Consider the following 19891-nt stretch of genomic DNA (forward strand, 5'->3'; position numbering starts at 1 on the left):
TATCACCGCAGCAGCAGAAATCGTTCTGCTTTACTGCATTTATAGCGCGACACGCGCAAGCCGCTGCGGCAACCTAAGGTCATCAGCCTCACAAGGAAAACCCATGGCGCCTACCGACCAGCGACATGAACATGCTCTGAAAATATTTCTCGACGCGCGTCCCGAACTGCGCGAAACCCTCGATCACCTCAACCCGTTGCTGGCTCAGGCCAAGGGTGAAACTCAAGCGCAGTATCGCGAAGAACGACTGCATGAAGCGTTTGAGGCCGAGGCAGAAAGTCTCGGGTTGTTCGCCTGGGAGTTGACCTTGCAACTGACCGCTGATTCACCTGAGGAGTATCAGGCGCAGCGCTTGGACGTACATCGTGAAGTCGCGGAGATGGCCGGAATGGATTGGCTGGAATATTACGATCTGTATGGCATAGAACCGTAACCGCCGCGAAAGGACACCGCCACTCATGCTCCCATCCGCCTCGACTCACCGCGCCAGCCCCGGCCATCTGCACACGCAAAAGTGGCGTGGACGGGTGGGTCTGGCGCTGGTTGCCAGCCTCTCGGTACTGGCCGGGATGACCGACGCCATCGGCTTTATGGCCAGCGGCGACTTCGTCTCGTTCATGAGCGGCAATACCACCCGACTCGCCGTGGCGATCAGCGATGGCGACGTCGGGTTGACCGCACGTCTGTTGATCCTCGTCGCGACTTTTATCGTCGGTAATGCCCTGGGAGTCGTTGTCGCACGTTTCGGTGGAAGACGAGCGCTGCCGCTGCTGCTGTGTATCGCCACCCTGCTGTGCGCGGCGGCTGTCTGGCCATTCGACACACAACTGCCAGCGCTGATGGCGGCAATCATTGCGATGGGCATGCTCAACGCGGCGGTCGAAGAAGTGAATGGCTTGCCGGTCGGACTGACTTACGTGACTGGCGCGTTGTCGCGGTTCGGCCGTGGATTGGGTCGCTGGATGCTCGGCGAGCGGCGCAGCGGCTGGCGAGTGCAACTGGTGCCCTGGAGCGGGATGTTTATCGGCGCGATTCTGGGGGCGGTGCTGGAACATCATTTGGGACTGAAGGCGATGTTTGTCAGCGGGTTTCTGGCGGCGATGATCGGGCTGCTCTCGCTGAAAATCCCGCGGCGCTGGCAACTGGGCTATATGCCGCGCTAACCGAGGACAACAAAAGTCTCTCAAGGAGCGAGCCTGCTCGCGAAGGCGCCGGCACATACTTCATCTTCACCAGCTGACAGACCGCTATCGCGAGCAGGCGAAGGCCTACAAGGTTTCGCGGCTGTCGCGATAAAGCTTTATCATGGCCGCAGTTTTGCTGATCGAGTCCGTCATGAAGTTCGCCATCGCGCTGTTTTCCGCCGCCCATGCGCCCTCCTCGCGCCGCGCCCTGCTGTTTGCGCAGGCTGCGCTGGCCGGCGGGCATGAGATTGTCCGGCTGTTTTTCTATCAGGATGGCGTTTATAACGCTTCCGATGCGGTGGTCACGCCGCAGGACGAACTCGACCTGCCCAAACAATGGCGCACCTTCATCAGCGAACAGAAGCTGGACGGTGTGGTGTGCATAGCTGCGGCCCTGCGCCGTGGTGCGCTGAATGCTGAAGAAGCCAAGCGCTATCAGCGTGACGCCGTCTCCGTCAGTGCGCCGTGGGAATTGTCCGGTCTCGGCCAGTTGCATGACGCAGTACAAGATGCCGATCGCCTGATCTGCTTCGGAGGTGCGTGAGATGGCTAAATCCCTGTTGCTCATCAGCCGCCAATCGCCATGGTCTGGCCCCGGTGCCCGCGAAGCACTGGACATTGTGCTGGCCGGCGGCGCGTTCGATCTACCGATCGGTTTGCTGTTTCTCGATGACGGCGTGCTGCAACTCAGCGCCGGGCAAAACGCCAAGGCCCTGCAGCAGAAAGACCTCAGCGCCAACCTGCAGGCGCTGCCGATGTTTGGGGTCGAAGAGCTGTTCTATTGCGCCGACAGCGCCAGCACTCGCGGACTGAACAATCTGTCGCTGGACGAAGCGCAGCCGCTCGCCGCCGAGCAAATCATCGCCCTTATCGACCGTTACGACCAGGTGATCACCCTCTGATGTCGACTTTGCATGTGTTGTCTCACTCCCCTTTTGGCGACGATCGTCTGACCAGTTGCCTGCGCCTGATCGGCAGTACTGATGCCTTGCTGCTGTCCGGCGACGCGGTCTATGCATTGCAAGCGGGCACCGCACCGTTTAGCGCTTTGCAAAGCCGCCAGATCAAATTGTTCGTTCTGGTCGAAGATGCACAGGCGCGCGCCATCGCAGTGCCGGACTGGGTCGAGGCCATTGATTATCCGGCCTTCGTCGAACTGTCGATCCACCACGACAAGGTCAACAGCTGGCTATGAACTCCATGACCGTCGGCGCCCGCGCCATCGAACTGGACAAGGACGGCTTTCTCGTCGATCTGAGTGACTGGTCGGCTGATGTCGCCAGCGCCCTCGCCGCCGCCGAAGGCATCGATTTGACGCCCGAACACTGGGAAGTCCTCGAACTGCTGCGCAGCTTCTACGCCGAATTCCAGTTGTCCCCGGCCACCCGCCCGTTGATCAAGTACACCGCGTTGAAACTCGGCCCGGACAAAGGCAACAGCCTGCACCTGAACCGACTGTTCAAAGGCACCCCTGCCAAACTCGCCGCGAAACTGGCGGGCCTGCCCAAACCGACGAATTGCTTATGACCGACTTTCCAGCGCTGACCCTCGAAACACCTGCTGAACACCCGTTCGCTCAATTCGTGCGCATTCTCGGCAAGGGCAAACGCGGCGCGCGCGACCTGACCCGCGAAGAGGCCCGCGAAGCCATGGGCCTGGTGCTCGACGACAAGGTTGAGGACACCCAGCTCGGCGCGTTCCTGATGTTGCTGCGGCACAAGGAAGAAAGCGCCGAGGAGATGGCCGGTTTCACCGAAGCGCTGCGCGAACGCTTGCAGGCACCGGCGCTGAACGTCGATCTGGACTGGCCGACCTATGCCGGCAAGAAGCGCCATCTACCGTGGTATCTGCTGGCAGCCAAATGCCTGGCGCAAAATGGCATGCGCATCTTCATGCACGGCGGCGGCGCACACACGGCCGGGCGTCTGTACAGCGAGCAATTGCTCGTCGAGTTGAACATTCCGTTGTGCCGCACCTGGCAACAGGTCGGCACGGCACTGGACAACGGCGGGCTGGCGTTCATGCCGCTGGTGGACTGGGCTCCGCAACTGCAAAAGATGATCGACCTGCGCAACACCCTCGGCCTGCGTTCGCCGATTCATTCGCTGGCACGGATTCTCAATCCATTGGGCGCGCGTTGTGGGCTGCAGAGCATTTTCCATCCTGGCTATCAGGCAGTGCATCGCGATGCCAGTGGTTTGCTTGGCGACACGGCGATTGTGGTCAAGGGCGACGGCGGCGAAATCGAGATCAACCCGGATGCCGACAGTCACCTCTACGGCACCACCGGTGGCGAGAGCTGGGACGAGGAATGGCCTCAGTTGTCGGCGCAGCGCCACGTCAAACCCGCGACCTTGAACGTTGAACATCTGAAAGCCGTGTGGCGTGGCGAGGTGGTTGACAGTTACCCGCAAATGGCCCTGATTGCGACCATGGCGCTGGCCTTGCGCGGCCTAGGTCAAAACCGTGAGCAAGCTTTCACAACCGCCGAGCAGTACTGGGCCGCGCGGAACAAATCGATTTAACCGATCATTCACGCCCGATCTTTGCGCTTTTTGTTCGAACTCATCGGAATAGACTCGACTCCAAAGATTATTGGTTTACGGAGTCTTGATCATGGGTTTACTCGTCGATGGCCACTGGCAGGACAAGTGGTACGAAAGCAGCAAGGACGGCGCGTTCCAGCGTGAACAGGCAAAACGCCGCAACTGGGTCACCGCTGATGGCCAGCCTGGCCCGAGCGGTGAAGGCGGTTATGCCGCGGAAGCCGGACGCTATCACCTCTACGTTTCTCTCGCCTGTCCATGGGCGCATCGCACGCTGATCCTGCGCAAGCTCAAAGGTCTGGAAAATCTGATCGACGTTTCGGTGGTCAGTTGGTTGATGCTGGAGAACGGCTGGACCTTCGACAGAGCACTTGGCTCGACGGGCGACAAGCTTGATGGCTTTGAATTCATGCATCAGCGCTACACCGCCGACACTGCCGATTACACCGGGCGCGTCACCGTACCGGTGCTGTGGGACAAAAAGCTCAAGCGCATCGTCAGCAATGAATCGGCGGAAATCATCCGCATGTTCAACAGTGCGTTCGATGAGTTGACCGGCAATGATCTGGATTTCTACCCGGCACCATTACGCAGTGAAATCGACGTGTTGAACGAGCGAATCTACCCGGCCGTGAACAACGGCGTGTACCGCGCCGGCTTTGCGACGTCGCAACAGGCTTATGAAGAAGCGTTCGATGAGGTGTTTGCCGAGCTGGATTATCTGGAGCGTCTTCTGGGTGCCAATCGCTACTTGTCGGGGGAATACCTGACCGAAGCGGACATCCGCCTGTTCACCACGATGATTCGTTTCGACGCGGTGTATCACGGGCACTTCAAGTGCAACCTGCGGCGGATTGCCGATTACCCGAATCTGTCGAACTGGCTGCGTGAGGTGTATCAGTTCCCGGGAATTGCCGAGACGGTGGATTTCCAGCACATCAAGAACCACTACTACGGCAGTCACAAGACGATCAACCCGACGGGTGTTGTGCCGAAGGGGCCGGCGCAGGATTTCACTGTGGCCCATGATCGAGCGCGGTTGAGCGGCAAAGGGGTTTGGCGAAAAGGTTGAGAGTTATAGGGTTTTGGAAGGCCTCTTCGCGAGCAAGCTCGCTCCCACACTGGATATGTGTCGTTCACAAATCCCCTGTGGGAGCGAGCTTGCTCGCGAATGGGGCGACTCGGTTTTTCAGACCTGCGCCTGAGCCCCTTCGAACCACGCCAGTTTCTCGCGCAGTTGCACCACTTCTCCCACGATCACCAGTGTCGGCGCATGCACTTCGTGCTCCGCCACCAGTCGTGGCAGATCGGCCAGCGTGCCGGTAAAGACGCGCTGATTGACCGTGGTGCCCTGCTGAATCAACGCCGCCGGAGTATCCGCTGAACGACCGTGCTTGATCAGTTGCTCGCAAATGACCGGCAAGCCGACCAGGCCCATGTAGAACACCAGCGTCTGCGCCGGCGCGACAAGGTCGGCCCATGGCAGATCGGTGGAACCGTCCTTCAAATGCCCGGTGACAAACCGCACCGACTGCGCATGATCGCGATGGGTCAGCGGAATCCCGGCATACGCCGCGCAACCGCTGGCCGCCGTAATTCCCGGGACCACCTGAAACGGAATGCCGTGAGCGGCCAGTTCTTCGATCTCTTCGCCACCACGGCCGAAGATGAACGGATCACCGCCCTTCAACCGCACCACGCGCTTGCCGGCCTTGGCCAGATTAACCAGTTGCTGGTTGATCTGATCCTGCGGCACGGCGTGATCAGCACGACGTTTGCCGACGTAGACCCGCTCGGCATCACGACGGCACAGTTCAAGAATCGCTGGCGCGACCAAGCGGTCGTACAACACCACGTCGGCTTGCTGCATCAGACGCAACGCCTTGAAGGTCAGCAGATCCGGATCGCCCGGGCCCGCGCCAACCAGATACACCTCGCCGGTGGTGACCATGGCTTCGCCATCAATTTTGGCCTGCAACAGACGCTCGGCTTCAGCGCCCTGCCCGGCAAGCTGGCGATCAGCAATCGGCCCCTGAAACACGTCTTCCCAGAAACCACGACGCTGCTGCACATCCGGAAACAGGCTTTTCACCTGATTACGGAAACGCGCGGCGAGTCCGGCCAACTGACCGTAAGTCGAGGGAATCCATGTTTCGATCTTGGCCCGGATCAAACGCGCCAGCACCGGCGCATCGCCGCCGCTGGACACCGCAATGATCAGCGGCGAGCGATCGACGATCGCCGGGAAGATCACGCTGCACAAGGCCGGCGCGTCGACCACGTTGACCGGCACGCAACGCTTGTGAGCATCGGTGGAGACTTGTGCGTTCAGCATCTCATCGTCGGTAGCGGCAATAATCAGCCCGCAACCGTCGAGATCCGCTTCAACGTAACCGCGTAACAGGCATTCGCCGCCAGAGGCGACGACCAGTTCACGCAGTTGCGATTCGATTTCAGGTGCGACCACCCGCAGCAGCGCACCGGCATCGGCCAGCAGGCGGGATTTGCGCAAGGCAATTTCCCCCCCACCGACGACCAACACACGACTGCCGCGCAGGTTGTGAAACAGCGGCAGATATTTCATTTAGCCGATGACCTCAAGGCCACCCATGTACGGTTTGAGCACGTCCGGCACCCGGATCGAGCCGTCAGCCTGCTGGTAGTTTTCCAGCACAGCAACCAGCGTACGGCCGACGGCCAGACCGGAACCGTTCAGGGTGTGCACCAGCTCAGGTTTACCGGTTTCCGGGTTACGGAAACGCGCTTGCATACGACGGGCCTGGAAGTCGCCACAGTTCGAGCACGACGAGATCTCGCGGTACTTGTCCTGGCTCGGGATCCACACTTCCAGATCGTAGGTCTTGACCGCGCTGAAGCCCATGTCGCCGGTGCACAGCGCCAGGGTGCGATAAGGCAGACCGAGCAGTTGCAGAACCTTTTCGGCGTTGGCGGTCAGACCTTCCAGCGCTTCCATCGAGGTCGACGGCTCGACGATCTGCACCATTTCAACTTTGTCGAACTGGTGCTGACGGATCATGCCGCGCGTGTCGCGACCCGACGCACCGGCTTCGCTGCGGAAGCACGGCGTGTGGGCGACGAACTTGATCGGCAGCAGTTTCGAATCGACGATTTCGCCAGCAACGATGTTGGTCAGCGACACTTCAGCGGTCGGGATCAGGTACAGATCGGCTTCGCCTTCGCGGGCGATCTTGAACAGGTCTTCTTCGAACTTCGGTAGTTGACCGGTGCCTTGCAGCGCCGGGGCCTGAACCAGATAAGGCGTGTACGCCTCTTCGTAGCCGTGCTCGTTGACGTGCAGATTGATCATGAACTGCGCCAGTGCGCGATGCAGACGCGCGATCGGGCCACGCAACAGGGCGAAACGCGCGCCGGAAAGTTTGGCGGCGGTTTCAAAGTCCAGCCAGCCGAACTTCTCGCCCAGCGCCACGTGGTCTTTCACTTCGAAGTCGAAAGCGGTCGGCGTGCCCCAGCGGCGCACTTCGACGTTGTCGTCTTCGTCTTTGCCGACCGGCACGGATTCGTGTGGCAGGTTCGGGATGCCGAGCAGGATCGAATCCAGTTCGGTCTGGATCGCATCCAGCTCGACTTTACCGGCACTCAGTTCGCCCGCCATGCGCTCGACGTCCGCCATCAACGGCGCGATGTCTTCGCCGCGCTGCTTGGCCTGACCGATGGATTTGGAACGCGCGTTACGCTCAGCCTGCAGTGCTTCGGTGCGGGTCTGGACGGTCTTGCGCTGTTCTTCCAGCGCTTCGATGCGCGCGGTATCCAGGGCAAAGCCACGGGAAGCCAGGCGGTCCGCTACGTCCTGAAGGTTGCTACGTAACAGTTTGGAATCGAGCATGTCGGTTTCTCGTTATCAAAGTTTGGTCAAAGACAGGCCAGCCCACGTCGCGAGCAGCCCGCCGAATACGCTGAGCGCCGCGTAGCCCAGGGCCAGCGGAACTTGCCCGCTTTCCAGCAGGCGCACCGTATCCAGTGAAAAGGATGAAAAAGTCGTCAGCCCCCCGAGGAAGCCGACCATCAACCCGGCACGTACCTCGATCGGTACTTCCGGGCGTATCAAAAACAGGCCGTACAACACGCCAATCAACAGACAGCCCACGATATTAACGGCCAGCGTCGCGGTATAGAAGTGCCGCGGCCAATTGGCGTTGATCCAATTGCCGGTGGCGAAGCGCAACAAGGTGCCGGCCATGCCGCCGACGGAGACCGCAATGATCAGTGGAACCATTATTTTCTCCGCTGCCGAGGGCTTAAACGGTCGAGTTGGGCGAGATGGTTGAGCTTCTCGCCGATCTTCAACTCCAGGCCGCGCGGCACCGGTTGGTAGAACGGGATTGGGTCGAGCTCTTCCGGGAAATAGTCTTCGCCGGCGGCGTAAGCGTCCGGCTCATCATGGGCGTAGCGGTACTCGTCGCCGTAGCCCAATTGTTTCATCAGTTTGGTCGGTGCGTTGCGCAAGTGCAGCGGTACTTCCAGCGAGCCGTTTTCGGCAGCGGCGCGCAAGGCGGTTTTGAAACCCATGTACACGGCGTTACTTTTCGGCGCGCAGGCCAGATAGGTGATGGCCTGCGCCACCGCCAGCTCGCCTTCCGGGCTGCCGAGACGTTCCTGCACTTCCCACGCCGCGAGGCACAGACTGAGGGCGCGCGGGTCGGCGTTGCCGATGTCTTCGCTGGCCATGCGTACCACGCGTCGGGCCAGGTACAGCGGATCGCAACCACCGTCGATCATCCGCGCAAACCAGTACAGCGCGCCGTCAGGGTTGGAGCCACGCACCGATTTGTGCAGTGCAGATATCTGGTCGTAAAACGCTTCGCCACCCTTGTCGAAACGTCGACGGGTATCGCCGAGCAGACTTTGCAGCAACTCGGTGCCGATTTCGCTGTTGTCTTCAGCCAGATCCGAGGCGTTTTCCAGCAGATTGAGCAGACGCCGGCCATCGCCATCGGCGGCGGACAGCAACATCTGGAAGCCTTCGTCGTTCAGCGTCAGGTTGCGCTTGCCCAAACCACGTTCTTCGGTGAGCGCACGGTGCACCAGCTTACGCAGCGCCGCTTCATCGAGGCTTTTCAGCACGTAGACGCGGGCACGCGACAACAAGGCGTTGTTGAGTTCGAACGAAGGGTTTTCGGTGGTGGCGCCGATGAAGATCAGCGTGCCGTCTTCAACGTACGGCAGAAACGCATCCTGCTGAGACTTATTGAAACGATGCACTTCATCGACGAACAGAATCGTGCGCTTGCCGTACTGGCCGGCCTGCTGCTTGGCGATTTCAACGGCCTGACGGATTTCCTTGACCCCGGCGAGCACCGCCGAGACCGTTTCGAAATGCGCATCGGAGACTTCCGCGAGTAACCGCGCGAGGGTGGTTTTACCCACGCCCGGCGGACCCCAGAAGATCATCGAATGCAGGGCACCCTGCTCCAGCGCCTCACGCAGAGGCTTGCCGCGAGCGAGCACGTGCTCCTGACCGACGTACTCATCCAGATTGGTCGCCCGCAAACGCGCGGCCAGTGGCTGGGCAATCGGTGCACTGCGAAACAGATCCATCACTACCTATGAAACCTCACTGGGGACAACAATCCCTGTGGGAGCGAGCCTGCTCGCGAATGCAATGGTCCATTCAACATTAATGGTGACTGATACACCGCATTCGCGAGCAGGCTCGCTCCCACAGGTTATTGCGTTTATTCCTGGATCACGTCGGCACCCTTGGGGATGTCGAACTTGAACTTGGACGGCGACACCGGCTCGTTGGCCTTGACCCCGGTAAACAGGATGTTGGTGCGCTGGCCGACGCTGTCGATCAGTTGCATATCGTTAAGCAGACCGTTGCGGAACGACAGACGCAGGCTGTCGAACAAGGTGTCGTTGGTTTTCGGCTTGAGGGTGAAGTCGATCACACCGCCCGCCTCTTTCGCGCTGATGGCGAAGCTCTGGCTGATCTTCGATACATCACCGGACAGCAGCAGCGCCGGGGTCTGGGTCAGACGCTCGTCGAGTTTCTTGATCGTGGCCTGTTCCAGATCCGGGTCCCACAGGGTGACTTTCTTGCCATCGGAAACCATGGTCTGCTCGGCTGGCGCATTGGTGTGCCAGTAGAACAGGCCCGGACGCTGCAGGGTCATGTCGCCGGTGGTTTCCTGCAACTGTGTGCCGCCGCCGTCGAGCGTCAGCTGCGAGAAGTTCGCGCTCAGGGTCTTGGATGTTTCCAGCAATTGGGTCAGACGCGCCACGTCCTTGTCATCGGCGTGGGCCGTGAGAGTGGTCAGCGCCAGTATTGGCAGCAGCATGCGGATAAGACGCATGGGAGTCCTCTTGAATACTCGTTGGGAGAGCGGCGGCACATCATTGTCCCGCCTCTTGCGTTTGCAATCAGTCGCGTACCGGGCCCGGGGCCAGGACTTCACGGGAACCGTTGGTGTTCATCGAGGTGACGACCCCGGCCATTTCCATGGCTTCGATCATCCGTGCGGCGCGGTTGTAGCCGATTTTCAGCTTGCGCTGTACCGCAGAAATCGAGGCACGACGGCTTTCGAGTACGAACTGTACCGCTTCGTCATACAGCGCGTCGGCTTCCGGATCATCGCCGTCGCCGCCACCGCTGCTGCCTTCAAAACCGCTGCCGGCTTCTTCGACACCGTTGAGGATGTCGTCGTTGTATTCCGGAGCGCCGCGCAGTTTCCACGCTTCGACCACACGGTGTACTTCATCGTCGGATACGAACGCACCGTGAACCCGGATCGGCAGGCTGGTGCCCGGCGGCATGTAGAGCATGTCACCGTGGCCGAGCAGTTGTTCAGCGCCGCCCTGGTCGATGATGGTTCGCGAGTCGATCTTGCTCGACACCTGGAACGCCATACGCGTCGGGATGTTGGCCTTGATCAGACCGGTGATCACGTCCACCGACGGCCGCTGGGTCGCAAGGATCAAGTGAATACCCGCCGCACGCGCCTTCTGCGCAATACGGGCGATCAGCTCTTCAACTTTCTTGCCGACGATCATCATCATGTCGGCGAATTCGTCGACCACCACCACGATGGTCGGCAGCTTCTGCAGCAGCGGCGCTTCATCGTGAATGCTTTCGCGCTTGTACAGCGGATCGCTCAACGGCTCGCCGGCGTCCTGCGCCTCCTTGACCTTGGCGTTGAAGCCAGACAGGTTGCGCACGCCCATTTTCGCCATCAGCTTGTAGCGGCGCTCCATCTCGGCGACGCTCCAGCGCAGGGCGTTGGCGGCGTCCTTCATGTCGGTCACGACCGGGCACAGCAGGTGCGGAATGCCTTCGTAAATCGACAGTTCCAGCATCTTCGGGTCGATCATGATCAGCTTGGCGTCTTCCGGGCCGGACTTGAACAGGATCGACAGGATCATCGCGTTCACACCCACCGACTTACCGGAACCGGTCGTACCGGCCACCAGCAAGTGCGGCATCTTCGCCAGGTCAGTAATCACTGGCTTACCGCCGATGTCGTGACCGAGTGCCAGGGTGACCGGCGATTTGAAGTTGTCGTACTCGGGCGTCGACAGCACTTCGGAGAAGCGCACGATCTGCCGGTCTTCGTTGGGAATCTCTATACCGACGGTGGTCTTGCCCGGAATCACTTCTACCACCCGCACACTGGTCACGGCCAGCGAACGCGCGAGGTCTTTCGCCAGGTTGGCGATGCGGCTGACTTTGACGCCGGCGGCAGGCTGAATTTCGTAACGGGTAATCACCGGGCCCGGGTGGATCGAATCCACCGTGACCTCGACACCGAACTCCTTGAGCTTGATCTCCAGCAAGTGGCCGACCGCCGCCAGGGATTCCGGTGAGTAATTGAGTTGTTTCTTTTCTGCAGGATCGAGAATCGAGATCGGCGGCAAGGTGCCTTCCACGGCGCTGTCGACGAACAACGGCACCTGTTTCTCTTTCTGCACGCGCTTGCTTGGCTCGGGCGCTTTGGCCGGGGCCGGGGCGATAACCGGCGGCACTTGTTTCTCGCGATCGGACATGTGCTTGCTCAGGGCTTGCTCACGTTCGATCAGGCGTTCTTTGACTTTGGCCTGCTCACGCTTGTCGGTGACCGTCGGCGCGACCACGTCGTGAACGCGATCGTCGACTTCACGCAGTTGCGCGACCAGTTGTTTGCGCTCGGTACGCGCCGCCCACCAGCGATTGAGCGCACCCTGGAACAGCTCGAACAGGTCGAGGGTGATCTTGCCGGTGATGTCCATCACTTTGAACCACGACAGGTCGGTGAACACCGTCAGGCCAAACAGGAACAACGCAATGAACAACAGCGTGCTGCCCTGAATGTTCAGCGCGTTCTTCGCCAGATTGCCGAGGCTCTCGCCCAGTGCACCACCGGCACCCGCCGGCAGACCCGAAGCCGCGTGAAAGTGCAGATGCGCCAGCGCAGCGCCGGACAGCACCAGAAACACCAGACCGATCAGGCGCCAGGAAAACAGCCAGCCGCTCCACTGCCACGGCTCATGACGCTGACGGAAGATCTGGTAGGCCTTGACCGCCAGCAACAACGGGAAGATGTAGGCGAAGTAACCCAGCACCATGAACAGGATGTCGGCGCTGTAGGAGCCCGCCGGGCCGCCGAAATTCTGTACGTCGTCGATCTTGCTGTTGTGGCTCCAGCCGGGATCGTCCTTGCCGTAGGTCAGCAAAGCCATCATCAGGAACAGGCACAAGGCGCCGATGGCGATCAGTGCACCTTCCTTGAGCCGGTAGTGCAATTGTTGACGCCAGAGCGGAACGACTGTTTTTGGTGCTTCGGTGGATTTCTTCAAAACGCTTCTTTTCCTGCGCCCGAGGCGCGTCCATCTATTGAATGACGATAAAAAACTGCCCAATCCAGGCAGGTAAAAAAGTGAACGAGCGCAACTGAGACTACTTTTAACACTGCGTCGCGCTTTTTATAAACACAGCGCACCGCGAATATTCTGTAACAGCCCGGCATTGTACGGGTTTGTGCGTCTGATGCCATGCTTCAAACCCCAAGACTGAGCATAGTCAAGCACACAGAACCCGCGACTCAATTTGAGCATGCATTACCTTTTGTGACAAAGGCTTATGAGGTGTATTTGATGAACGTAGCGAAGCATTCACGCCTGATCATCCTCGGCTCCGGTCCGGCCGGCTACAGTGCTGCCGTGTATGCCGCCCGCGCCAACCTCAAACCCGTGGTCATTACCGGCCTGCAGGCAGGTGGCCAGCTCACCACCACCGTTGAAGTCGACAACTGGCCCGGCGACGTCGAAGGCCTCACTGGCCCGGTGTTGATGGAGCGCATGCAGAAGCACGCCGAACGCTTTGCTACAGAGATCGTTTACGACCACATCCACACCGCCAAGTTGCAGCAGCGCCCGTTCGAGCTTGTCGGCGACAGCGGCACTTACACCTGCGATGCGCTGATCATTGCCACCGGCGCCTCGGCGCAATACCTGGGGCTGCCCTCGGAAGAAGCCTTCGCTGGTAAAGGTGTTTCCGCCTGCGCGACCTGTGACGGCTTTTTCTATCGCAATCAGGTGGTGGCGGTAGTCGGCGGCGGCAATACGGCGGTTGAGGAAGCTCTGTACCTGTCGAACATCGCCAAGGAGGTACACCTGATCCACCGCCGCGACAAACTTCGCTCGGAGAAAATCCTTCAGGACAAACTGTTCGAGAAAGCCGCCAACGGCAACGTGCGCCTGCACTGGAACCAGAATCTCGACGAAGTGCTGGGCGATGCCAGCGGCGTCACCGGCGCGCGACTGCGCGACAGCCACACCGGCGAAACCGCTGAACTGGCGCTGGCCGGCGTATTCATTGCCATTGGTCACAAGCCCAACACTGATCTGTTTCAAGGACAGCTGCCAATGCGCGATGGGTACTTGCTGGTCAAGGGTGGCAGCGACGGTGACGCTACGTCCACCGAGATTCCCGGGGTGTTCGCCGCCGGCGACGTGGCCGACCACGTTTACCGCCAGGCGGTGACGTCAGCAGGTGCCGGCTGCATGGCCGCGCTCGATGCCGAGAAGTATCTGGACGACATTCCTGTCATTTAACGGCACACTTTATCGCGGGCTAAAAAGCCCGCACCGCCCTCCCCTTCTGCAAGCCTGGATGCCATGCTGACTTGGTTACAACGTAATTCCCTGACTTTTCCGCCCCTGGAAAAGGCCATGCGCGACCCTAACGGATTACTCGCCGCCGGTGGCGACCTGTCGGCTGATCGTTTGATCCAGGCTTACCGCCATGGCTGCTTTCCGTGGTTTTCCGAGGGCCAACCGATTCTCTGGTGGTCTCCGGATCCGCGCACTGTGTTGTTTCCCGACGAACTGCATGTCTCGCGCAGCCTCGGCAAATTGCTGCGCCAGGAACGCTATCAAGTGACCTTCGATCAGGACTTCGACGCCGTGATCCGCGCCTGCGCCGCGCCCAGGGATTACGCCGACGGCACCTGGATCACCGAAGCCATGCAGGACGCCTACATTGAACTGCATCGTCGCGGCTTCGCCCATTCCGTGGAAGTCTGGGATCAGGGCGAACTGGTCGGCGGCCTGTACGGCCTGGCGATGGGCCAACTGTTTTTCGGCGAATCGATGTTCAGCCGCGCCGACAACGCCTCCAAATTCGGCTTTGCCACCCTGGTGCGCCATCTGCAAGACTCGGGATTCGTGCTGATCGATTGCCAGATGCCGACCGATCATCTGCACAGCCTTGGCGCGCGGGCGATTCCTCGCCAGCAATTCGCCGACTATCTGGCAAATCACCTGGATCAACCCAATCGTGCCACCTGGGTTTGCTGAGCGACTTTTGCGCGCGTGGCTTACACTTAATTCACCAGCTTATCCCGAGGGTTGATCATGACCGAGTTGGCGCGCTTGAAGTTCTATGCCACTCAGCCTCACTCTTGCAGTTATCTGCCCGAGGAGCAGGCCACGACCCTGTTTCTCGATCCGAGTCAGCCCATGGATGTGCATGTCTACGCAGACCTGTCGGAAATGGGCTTTCGCCGCAGTGGCGATCATCTGTATCGCCCGCATTGCCAGAACTGCAATGCGTGCGTGCCTGCGCGCATTCCGGTGGCGCAGTTCACACCTAATCGTCAGCAGAAGCGGATTTTCAAGCGCAACGCGGATTTGCAGGTGCGCCCGGCCAAACCGCAGTTCAGCGAAGAATATTTCGATCTGTACCAGCGCTACATCGAACAACGCCACGCTGACGGCGATATGTACCCGCCGAGTCGTGATCAATTCTCGACTTTTCTGGTACGCGATCTGCCCTTCTCGCGTTTTTACGAGTTCCGACTCGACGGACGGTTGCTCGCCGTGGCGGTGACCGATTTGCTGCCGAACGGTTTGTCGGCGGTTTACACCTTTTACGAACCCGACGAAGAGCGCCGCAGTCTTGGCCGATTTGCCATCCTCTGGCAAATCGCCGAGGCACAGCGTCTCGGGCTTGAGGCGGTGTACCTTGGTTATTGGATCAAGAACTGCAAAAAGATGAACTACAAGACGCAATATCGGCCCATCGAATTGCTGATTAATCAGCGCTGGGTCATCCTCAACTAAACCCAAGCCGTAAACCCCTTGGCGTAAACCCCATTTTTCGGGCACAATGCACGCCGCTTTTGCCTGGCGCAGTTGCACCGGGCCATTCATTGGATACCGAGGGCTTTACTGCATGTCGAAAGAAGACAGCTTCGAAATGGAAGGCACTGTCGTCGACACCCTGCCCAACACCATGTTTCGTGTGGAGTTGGAAAATGGGCACGTCGTAACCGCGCATATTTCCGGCAAGATGCGCAAGAACTACATTCGTATTCTTACCGGTGACAAAGTGCGCGTCGAGCTGACGCCCTATGACTTGAGCAAAGGGCGCATTACTTACCGCGCTCGTTAATCAAGTCAATACAGAACGCCCGGTTTATGCCGGGCGTTTTTGTGTCTGCGCTTTGTTGGTTTTGTGTGTATATCCGTTTTTTTGGGTGCGGCCGCTGGCGGTTTCGCTCTTACAGCGAGTCACCTTTTCCAAACGCCGAAAAGGTAACCCAAAAGGCTTTGCCCCGGCGTACGGCACCTCGCTGAGGCTCAGTGTTCCCTCGCTACGGTGTCCATCCGGGGGCATCGCCTACGGTTTGCTTCGCTGCACCTCCTCTCGATGTATGCGGCTGCGCCGCACGGCGCTGCGCGCCTACCCCCGGATGAACACCTACGCTCGGCCTGCCGATGGGGCAAAAGATCAAGAGCCAAAGCCACATCAAAAGCCAAAGCCAGATCAAGAGCCCCTCACCCTAGCCCTCTCCCGGAGGGAGAGGGGACTGATCGCGGTGTTTGGGGGAGGCACGCCGACATGCGATATCGCGTTGAACTCAGATTCTGAAAGGCTCACAAATCGGCCCCCTCTCCCTCGGGAGAGGGCTGGGGTGAGGGGAAAATCCACCACAAATCCAAAGCCGACCACACAGCGCCCTTCACCACTCACAGGATGAGCGTTAGCTCGGCTGCAGCTTTTGATCTGTAAGGCGACGTCGGAAGGCTGAGTGGAGGGATTGATCCGGGCGTGGGAGCGCAGCGACCGTTTGGCGCAGCCAAACACAGCGAGAGGAGGTGCAGCGAAGCAAACCGTAGGCGCTGCGCCCGGATCAATCCCGCAGTGAAGGAACCCCGAGCCCCAGCGAGCGGGCCGCACGTAGGAGCAAGCGTTTTTTGCTTACTTTTTTTGGCGTTTGAAAAAAAGTGAGTCGCCGTAAGGGCGAAACCGTAATAAGCCATCACCGCAGCAACGGATATTCACCAAAAAACCCAGACAACAAAAAGGCGCCCGAAGGCGCCTTTCCAATCTACATCAAGCCATCAGGCCATCTCAGCGGTAGTCTCGAAGTCAAACGTCAACTCACCATCCTTGATGTCGATGTGCACCACACCGCCATGCTCGGCCAGCTCGCCAAACAGAATCTCCTCCGCCAACGGACGCTTGATCTTGTCCTGGATCAGACGCGCCATCGGACGTGCGCCCATCGCCGAGTCATAACCACCCGCCGCCAGCCAACTGCGCGCCGCGTCGGTGACCTCAAGCAGCACACGCTTGTCTTCCAGCTGCGCCTGAAGCTCGGTAAGGAACTTGTCCACCACGCTTTTGATGACCTCATGACTGAGGCGACCAAACTGGATAATGGTGTCCAGACGGTTGCGGAACTCCGGCGTGAAGCTCTTCTTGATCACTTCCATCGCATCAGACGAGTGGTCCTGATGGGTGAAACCGATCGAAGCACGCGCCGCCGTTTCGGCACCAGCGTTGGTGGTCATGATCACAATCACGTTGCGGAAGTCCGCCTTGCGCCCGTTGTTGTCGGTCAGCGTACCGTGGTCCATCACCTGCAGCAGCAGGTTGAAGACTTCCGGATGCGCCTTCTCGATTTCATCGAGGAGCAATACGCAGTGCGGCTGTTTGGTGATCGCTTCGGTCAACAGACCGCCCTGATCGAAACCAACATACCCAGGAGGCGCACCGATCAGACGAGATACGGTGTGACGCTCCATGTACTCGGACATGTCGAAGCGAACCAGTTCGATCCCCAACGCCTTGGCCAGTTGCCGCGCGGCCTCGGTTTTACCGACACCGGTCGGACCTGCGAACAAGAACGAACCGACTGGTTTGTCAGGCGATTTCAGGCCGGCACGCGATAGTTTGATCGCAGTCGACAGCGAATCGATCGCCGCGTCCTGACCAAACACCGTCAGTTTCAGGTCACGCTCCAGGTTACGCAGCAGCTCTTTGTCGGAGCTGGTGACGTGCTTAGGCGGAATCCGCGCGATTTTCGCGACGATGTCTTCGACGTGCGGCACTTCGATACGCTTGGCGCGCTTCTCGACCGGTTGCAGGCGCTGATACGCGCCCGCCTCGTCAATAACGTCAATGGCTTTATCCGGCATGTGTCGGTCATTGATATAGCGCGATGCCAGTTCAGCAGCGGCACGCAGCGCTTCGTCGCTGTATTCGATGTTGTGGTGTTGTTCGAAACGCCCTTTCAGGCCGCGCAGGATACCAATGGTGTCTTCCACCGATGGCTCGACGACATCGACCTTCTGGAAGCGACGCGCCAAGGCACGATCCTTCTCGAAGATGCCGCGAAACTCCTGGAACGTGGTCGAACCGATGCAACGAATGTCGCCAGACGACAGCAGCGGCTTAAGCAGATTCGAAGCGTCCATGACCCCGCCCGACGCAGCACCCGCACCAATAATGGTGTGGATCTCGTCGATGAACAGAATGGCTTGCGGACGCTTTTTCAGTTCATTGAGCAGCGCTTTGAAACGCTTCTCGAAATCACCGCGATACTTGGTACCCGCGAGCAGAGCACCGAGATCAAGCGAATAAACAACACTGCCGGCCAGCAGATCCGGAACCTGATTGTCGACAATGCGCTTGGCCAGACCTTCGGCAATCGCGGTTTTACCCACGCCTGCTTCACCGACCAGCAGCGGATTGTTTTTGCGCCGACGCGCGAGAATCTGCGCGACACGCTCGACTTCCGACTCACGGCCGACCAGCGGATCTATTCGACCCTGACGCGCGAGTTCGTTGAGGTTGCTGGCATAAGCATCCAGAGGATTGCCTGAAGAAGAAGACTCACCGCCCTCGTCGTCCTGCATATCTTGTTCACCTTCAGAGTGATCGCCATGCCCCGGCACTTTGGAAATGCCGTGAGCGATGTAGTTGACGACATCGATGCGCGCAACGCTCTGCTGTTTCAGCAGGAACACTGCCTGACTCTCTTGCTCACTGAAGATGGCAACCAGCACGTTGGCGCCGGTTACTTCGCGTTTGCCCGAGCTCTGTACGTGGAAAACAGCACGTTGCAGTACACGCTGGAAGCCCAGTGTTGGCTGGGTTTCGCGATCTTCGTCATGAACGGGGATCAATGGCGTGGTGGAGTCGATGAACTCCTGCAGGTCATGCTTGAGTTTGTCGAGGTTTGCGCCGCAGGCACGCAAAACGGTGGCGGCAGCCTCATTGTCCAATAGGGCCAGCAAAAGGTGTTCGACGGTCATGAATTCATGACGTTTCGAACGAGCCTCCTTGAAGGCTAGATTGAGGGTGACTTCGAGCTCGCGGTTTAACATAGCTTCACCTCATACCCAAGTGGTCGGCGATTAACCGTCCTTCTCGATTTCACAGAGTAGCGGATGCTGGCTTTCCCTGGCGTACTGGTTGACCTGCATGGCCTTTGTCTCGGCGATGTCGCGGGTAAACACTCCACATACTGCCCGTCCTTCTGTGTGAACGGCCAGCATGACCTTGGTCGCCAGCTCGCGATTCAGGTTAAAAAACACCTCGAGCACTTCGACGACGAAATCCATCGGTGTGTAGTCATCATTAAACAAAACCACCTTGTACATCGGCGGCGCCTGTAACGCAGGCTTTGCTTCCTGAACAGCAACGCCTGCCGAATCGTCGTCGTGCTCCTCTGGAAGATCCTTTTGGAGAAGCGGGCGATCCTGATTGAATGTTAGTCGAATCTGGCTGATTGCATGCATGGAAAGAAAGGTTCGTCAGTTGTGCAAATACAGTGGTGGGGGCGGTTGTCCACGTTTTCAACTCCGACTGCCCGGTCACCTTGACTATCGGGAAAACGGTGTTACAACCAATAGAACCCACAGTGGGTAAAAAAGATCCGCGGAGTCAATTCTTTTAACGAATAAGATTGCGGATGAATTGGATGATACTCCAGCGATGGAGTCTGTTGCAGAGGGATTTGAGCATGGCTGTCGGCAAGGTGAAATGGTTCAACAATGCCAAGGGATTCGGCTTTATCAATACCGACGCCCGCGAAGGCCGCGATGAGGATGACAAAGAGATCGATTTCTTTGCTCACTACTCCGCCATTGAGATGGACGGGTATAAAACCCTCAAGGCTGGACAAATGGTGAGTTTTGAGATTGTTCAAGGCCCCAAGGGGCTGCATGCCCTAAAAATCACAAACGTCATCATTGAACCATCCAGCCCCGCTGAGAGTGCTGCTTTTGGCGCTGCCGCTGCCGCTGCCGCTGCCGCCGCAACTGCCAAAGCGTGAGCTGACTGATCTTCACCTGAATATCCCAAGCAATAAAAAACCGCCTGACTCAATGAAGAATCAGGCGGTTTTTATGTGC

At 59.0% G+C, this 19891-nt stretch carries 21 protein-coding genes; 13 read left to right on the top strand and 8 right to left on the bottom strand.

Annotated features, from left to right (window positions below):
- Positions 1 to 103 precede the first annotated feature (103 nt).
- From PspR84_RS18100 to PspR84_RS18135, 8 genes are all read left to right on the top strand, one after another.
- Complete coding sequence (locus PspR84_RS18100) at positions 104 to 433, top strand: DUF6388 family protein (RefSeq protein ID WP_160058605.1); 330 nt, start codon at positions 104 to 106, stop codon at positions 431 to 433.
- A 25-nt stretch (positions 434 to 458) separates the two neighbouring features.
- Positions 459 to 1163, top strand: a complete 705-nt coding sequence (locus PspR84_RS18105) for a YoaK family protein (protein ID WP_160058606.1) — start codon at positions 459 to 461, stop codon at positions 1161 to 1163.
- Positions 1164 to 1335: 172 nt separating this feature from the next.
- On the top strand, positions 1336 to 1728 hold the full coding sequence (gene tusD, locus PspR84_RS18110) for a sulfurtransferase complex subunit TusD (protein ID WP_160058607.1): 393 nt from the start codon (positions 1336 to 1338) through the stop codon (positions 1726 to 1728).
- Between the two features lies 1 nt (position 1729).
- A complete protein-coding gene (tusC, locus tag PspR84_RS18115) occupies positions 1730 to 2086 on the top strand; it encodes a sulfurtransferase complex subunit TusC (protein WP_160058608.1) in 357 nt (118 codons plus the stop codon).
- Positions 2086 to 2379 (top strand): sulfurtransferase complex subunit TusB, encoded by a 294-nt coding sequence (tusB, locus tag PspR84_RS18120; protein WP_160058609.1) that lies wholly within the window; start codon positions 2086 to 2088, stop codon positions 2377 to 2379. Before tusC ends, tusB begins: the two co-directional genes overlap by 1 nt.
- Complete coding sequence (locus PspR84_RS18125; protein WP_160058610.1) at positions 2376 to 2711, top strand: TusE/DsrC/DsvC family sulfur relay protein; 336 nt, start codon at positions 2376 to 2378, stop codon at positions 2709 to 2711. Before tusB ends, PspR84_RS18125 begins: the two co-directional genes overlap by 4 nt.
- Positions 2708 to 3709 (top strand): glycosyl transferase family protein, encoded by a 1002-nt coding sequence (locus PspR84_RS18130; RefSeq protein WP_160058611.1) that lies wholly within the window; start codon positions 2708 to 2710, stop codon positions 3707 to 3709. The genes PspR84_RS18125 and PspR84_RS18130 overlap by 4 nt, the downstream gene beginning before the upstream one ends.
- A gap of 91 nt (positions 3710 to 3800) precedes the next feature.
- A complete protein-coding gene (locus PspR84_RS18135; RefSeq protein ID WP_160058612.1) occupies positions 3801 to 4802 on the top strand; it encodes a glutathione S-transferase family protein in 1002 nt (333 codons plus the stop codon).
- Between the two features lie 117 nt (positions 4803 to 4919).
- Here the strand turns inward: PspR84_RS18135 and cysG are convergent, their stop codons facing one another.
- The 6 genes from cysG to PspR84_RS18165 form a co-directional block, all read right to left on the bottom strand.
- Positions 4920 to 6314, bottom strand: coding sequence for a siroheme synthase CysG (gene cysG / locus PspR84_RS18140; RefSeq protein ID WP_160058613.1), 1395 nt, complete (start codon positions 6312 to 6314; stop codon positions 4920 to 4922).
- Entirely contained in the window at positions 6315 to 7595 is a 1281-nt protein-coding gene (serS, locus tag PspR84_RS18145) for a serine--tRNA ligase (protein ID WP_007908080.1), read from the bottom strand.
- Between the two features lie 15 nt (positions 7596 to 7610).
- Entirely contained in the window at positions 7611 to 7985 is a 375-nt protein-coding gene (gene crcB, locus PspR84_RS18150; RefSeq protein WP_160058614.1) for a fluoride efflux transporter CrcB, read from the bottom strand.
- Positions 7985 to 9307, bottom strand: coding sequence for a replication-associated recombination protein A (locus tag PspR84_RS18155; protein WP_034155144.1), 1323 nt, complete (start codon positions 9305 to 9307; stop codon positions 7985 to 7987). Before PspR84_RS18155 ends, crcB begins: the two co-directional genes overlap by 1 nt.
- 137 nt (positions 9308 to 9444) lie before the next feature.
- Complete coding sequence (gene lolA, locus PspR84_RS18160) at positions 9445 to 10065, bottom strand: outer membrane lipoprotein chaperone LolA (RefSeq protein WP_160058615.1); 621 nt, start codon at positions 10063 to 10065, stop codon at positions 9445 to 9447.
- 67 nt (positions 10066 to 10132) lie between these two features.
- The gene (locus tag PspR84_RS18165) at positions 10133 to 12541 is read right to left on the bottom strand and encodes a DNA translocase FtsK (RefSeq protein WP_123594191.1); all 2409 of its coding nucleotides are present in this window, start codon (positions 12539 to 12541) and stop codon (positions 10133 to 10135) included.
- A 297-nt stretch (positions 12542 to 12838) separates the two neighbouring features.
- Between PspR84_RS18165 and trxB the strand changes: the two genes are divergently transcribed.
- The 4 genes from trxB to infA all read left to right on the top strand — a co-directional run bounded on the left by trxB (position 12839) and on the right by infA (position 15638).
- A complete protein-coding gene (trxB, locus tag PspR84_RS18170; RefSeq protein ID WP_160058616.1) occupies positions 12839 to 13798 on the top strand; it encodes a thioredoxin-disulfide reductase in 960 nt (319 codons plus the stop codon).
- 63 nt (positions 13799 to 13861) lie between these two features.
- Positions 13862 to 14542 carry a leucyl/phenylalanyl-tRNA--protein transferase gene (gene aat, locus PspR84_RS18175; RefSeq protein ID WP_160058617.1) on the top strand — a complete coding sequence of 227 codons (681 nt, stop codon included), beginning with the start codon at positions 13862 to 13864 and terminating at the stop codon, positions 14540 to 14542.
- Between the two features lie 57 nt (positions 14543 to 14599).
- Positions 14600 to 15307 (top strand): arginyltransferase, encoded by a 708-nt coding sequence (locus PspR84_RS18180; protein ID WP_016987044.1) that lies wholly within the window; start codon positions 14600 to 14602, stop codon positions 15305 to 15307.
- Between the two features lie 112 nt (positions 15308 to 15419).
- Positions 15420 to 15638 (top strand): translation initiation factor IF-1, encoded by a 219-nt coding sequence (gene infA, locus PspR84_RS18185; protein ID WP_002553999.1) that lies wholly within the window; start codon positions 15420 to 15422, stop codon positions 15636 to 15638.
- Positions 15639 to 16591: 953 nt separating this feature from the next.
- Here infA and clpA read toward each other — a convergent pair.
- Positions 16592 to 18862, bottom strand: coding sequence for an ATP-dependent Clp protease ATP-binding subunit ClpA (gene clpA / locus PspR84_RS18190; RefSeq protein WP_007920210.1), 2271 nt, complete (start codon positions 18860 to 18862; stop codon positions 16592 to 16594).
- Between the two features lie 30 nt (positions 18863 to 18892).
- Positions 18893 to 19276, bottom strand: coding sequence for an ATP-dependent Clp protease adapter ClpS (gene clpS, locus PspR84_RS18195; RefSeq protein ID WP_016987405.1), 384 nt, complete (start codon positions 19274 to 19276; stop codon positions 18893 to 18895).
- Positions 19277 to 19500: 224 nt separating this feature from the next.
- Here clpS and PspR84_RS29800 point away from each other — a divergent pair, with 224 nt between their 5' ends.
- The gene (locus tag PspR84_RS29800) at positions 19501 to 19812 is read left to right on the top strand and encodes a cold shock domain-containing protein (RefSeq protein ID WP_160058618.1); all 312 of its coding nucleotides are present in this window, start codon (positions 19501 to 19503) and stop codon (positions 19810 to 19812) included.
- Positions 19813 to 19891 lie beyond the last annotated feature (79 nt).

Source organism: Pseudomonas sp. R84, assembly GCF_009834515.1.
GTDB lineage: Bacteria > Pseudomonadota > Gammaproteobacteria > Pseudomonadales > Pseudomonadaceae > Aquipseudomonas.

Coding starts and splice junctions, on each gene's coding strand:
- PspR84_RS18125 (WP_160058610.1), top strand. CDS start 2,376: ATGAACTCCATGACCGTCGGCGCCCGCGCCATCGAACTGGACAAGGAC.
- tusB (WP_160058609.1), top strand. CDS start 2,086: ATGTCGACTTTGCATGTGTTGTCTCACTCCCCTTTTGGCGACGATCGT.
- trxB (WP_160058616.1), top strand. CDS start 12,839: ATGAACGTAGCGAAGCATTCACGCCTGATCATCCTCGGCTCCGGTCCG.
- aat (WP_160058617.1), top strand. CDS start 13,862: ATGCTGACTTGGTTACAACGTAATTCCCTGACTTTTCCGCCCCTGGAA.
- PspR84_RS18180 (WP_016987044.1), top strand. CDS start 14,600: ATGACCGAGTTGGCGCGCTTGAAGTTCTATGCCACTCAGCCTCACTCT.
- tusC (WP_160058608.1), top strand. CDS start 1,730: ATGGCTAAATCCCTGTTGCTCATCAGCCGCCAATCGCCATGGTCTGGC.
- PspR84_RS18130 (WP_160058611.1), top strand. CDS start 2,708: ATGACCGACTTTCCAGCGCTGACCCTCGAAACACCTGCTGAACACCCG.
- crcB (WP_160058614.1), bottom strand. CDS start 7,985: ATGGTTCCACTGATCATTGCGGTCTCCGTCGGCGGCATGGCCGGCACC.
- clpA (WP_007920210.1), bottom strand. CDS start 18,862: ATGTTAAACCGCGAGCTCGAAGTCACCCTCAATCTAGCCTTCAAGGAG.
- PspR84_RS18135 (WP_160058612.1), top strand. CDS start 3,801: ATGGGTTTACTCGTCGATGGCCACTGGCAGGACAAGTGGTACGAAAGC.
- PspR84_RS18100 (WP_160058605.1), top strand. CDS start 104: ATGGCGCCTACCGACCAGCGACATGAACATGCTCTGAAAATATTTCTC.
- PspR84_RS18105 (WP_160058606.1), top strand. CDS start 459: ATGCTCCCATCCGCCTCGACTCACCGCGCCAGCCCCGGCCATCTGCAC.
- clpS (WP_016987405.1), bottom strand. CDS start 19,276: ATGCATGCAATCAGCCAGATTCGACTAACATTCAATCAGGATCGCCCG.
- tusD (WP_160058607.1), top strand. CDS start 1,336: ATGAAGTTCGCCATCGCGCTGTTTTCCGCCGCCCATGCGCCCTCCTCG.
- PspR84_RS18155 (WP_034155144.1), bottom strand. CDS start 9,307: ATGGATCTGTTTCGCAGTGCACCGATTGCCCAGCCACTGGCCGCGCGT.
- cysG (WP_160058613.1), bottom strand. CDS start 6,314: ATGAAATATCTGCCGCTGTTTCACAACCTGCGCGGCAGTCGTGTGTTG.
- lolA (WP_160058615.1), bottom strand. CDS start 10,065: ATGCGTCTTATCCGCATGCTGCTGCCAATACTGGCGCTGACCACTCTC.
- infA (WP_002553999.1), top strand. CDS start 15,420: ATGTCGAAAGAAGACAGCTTCGAAATGGAAGGCACTGTCGTCGACACC.
- serS (WP_007908080.1), bottom strand. CDS start 7,595: ATGCTCGATTCCAAACTGTTACGTAGCAACCTTCAGGACGTAGCGGAC.
- PspR84_RS29800 (WP_160058618.1), top strand. CDS start 19,501: ATGGCTGTCGGCAAGGTGAAATGGTTCAACAATGCCAAGGGATTCGGC.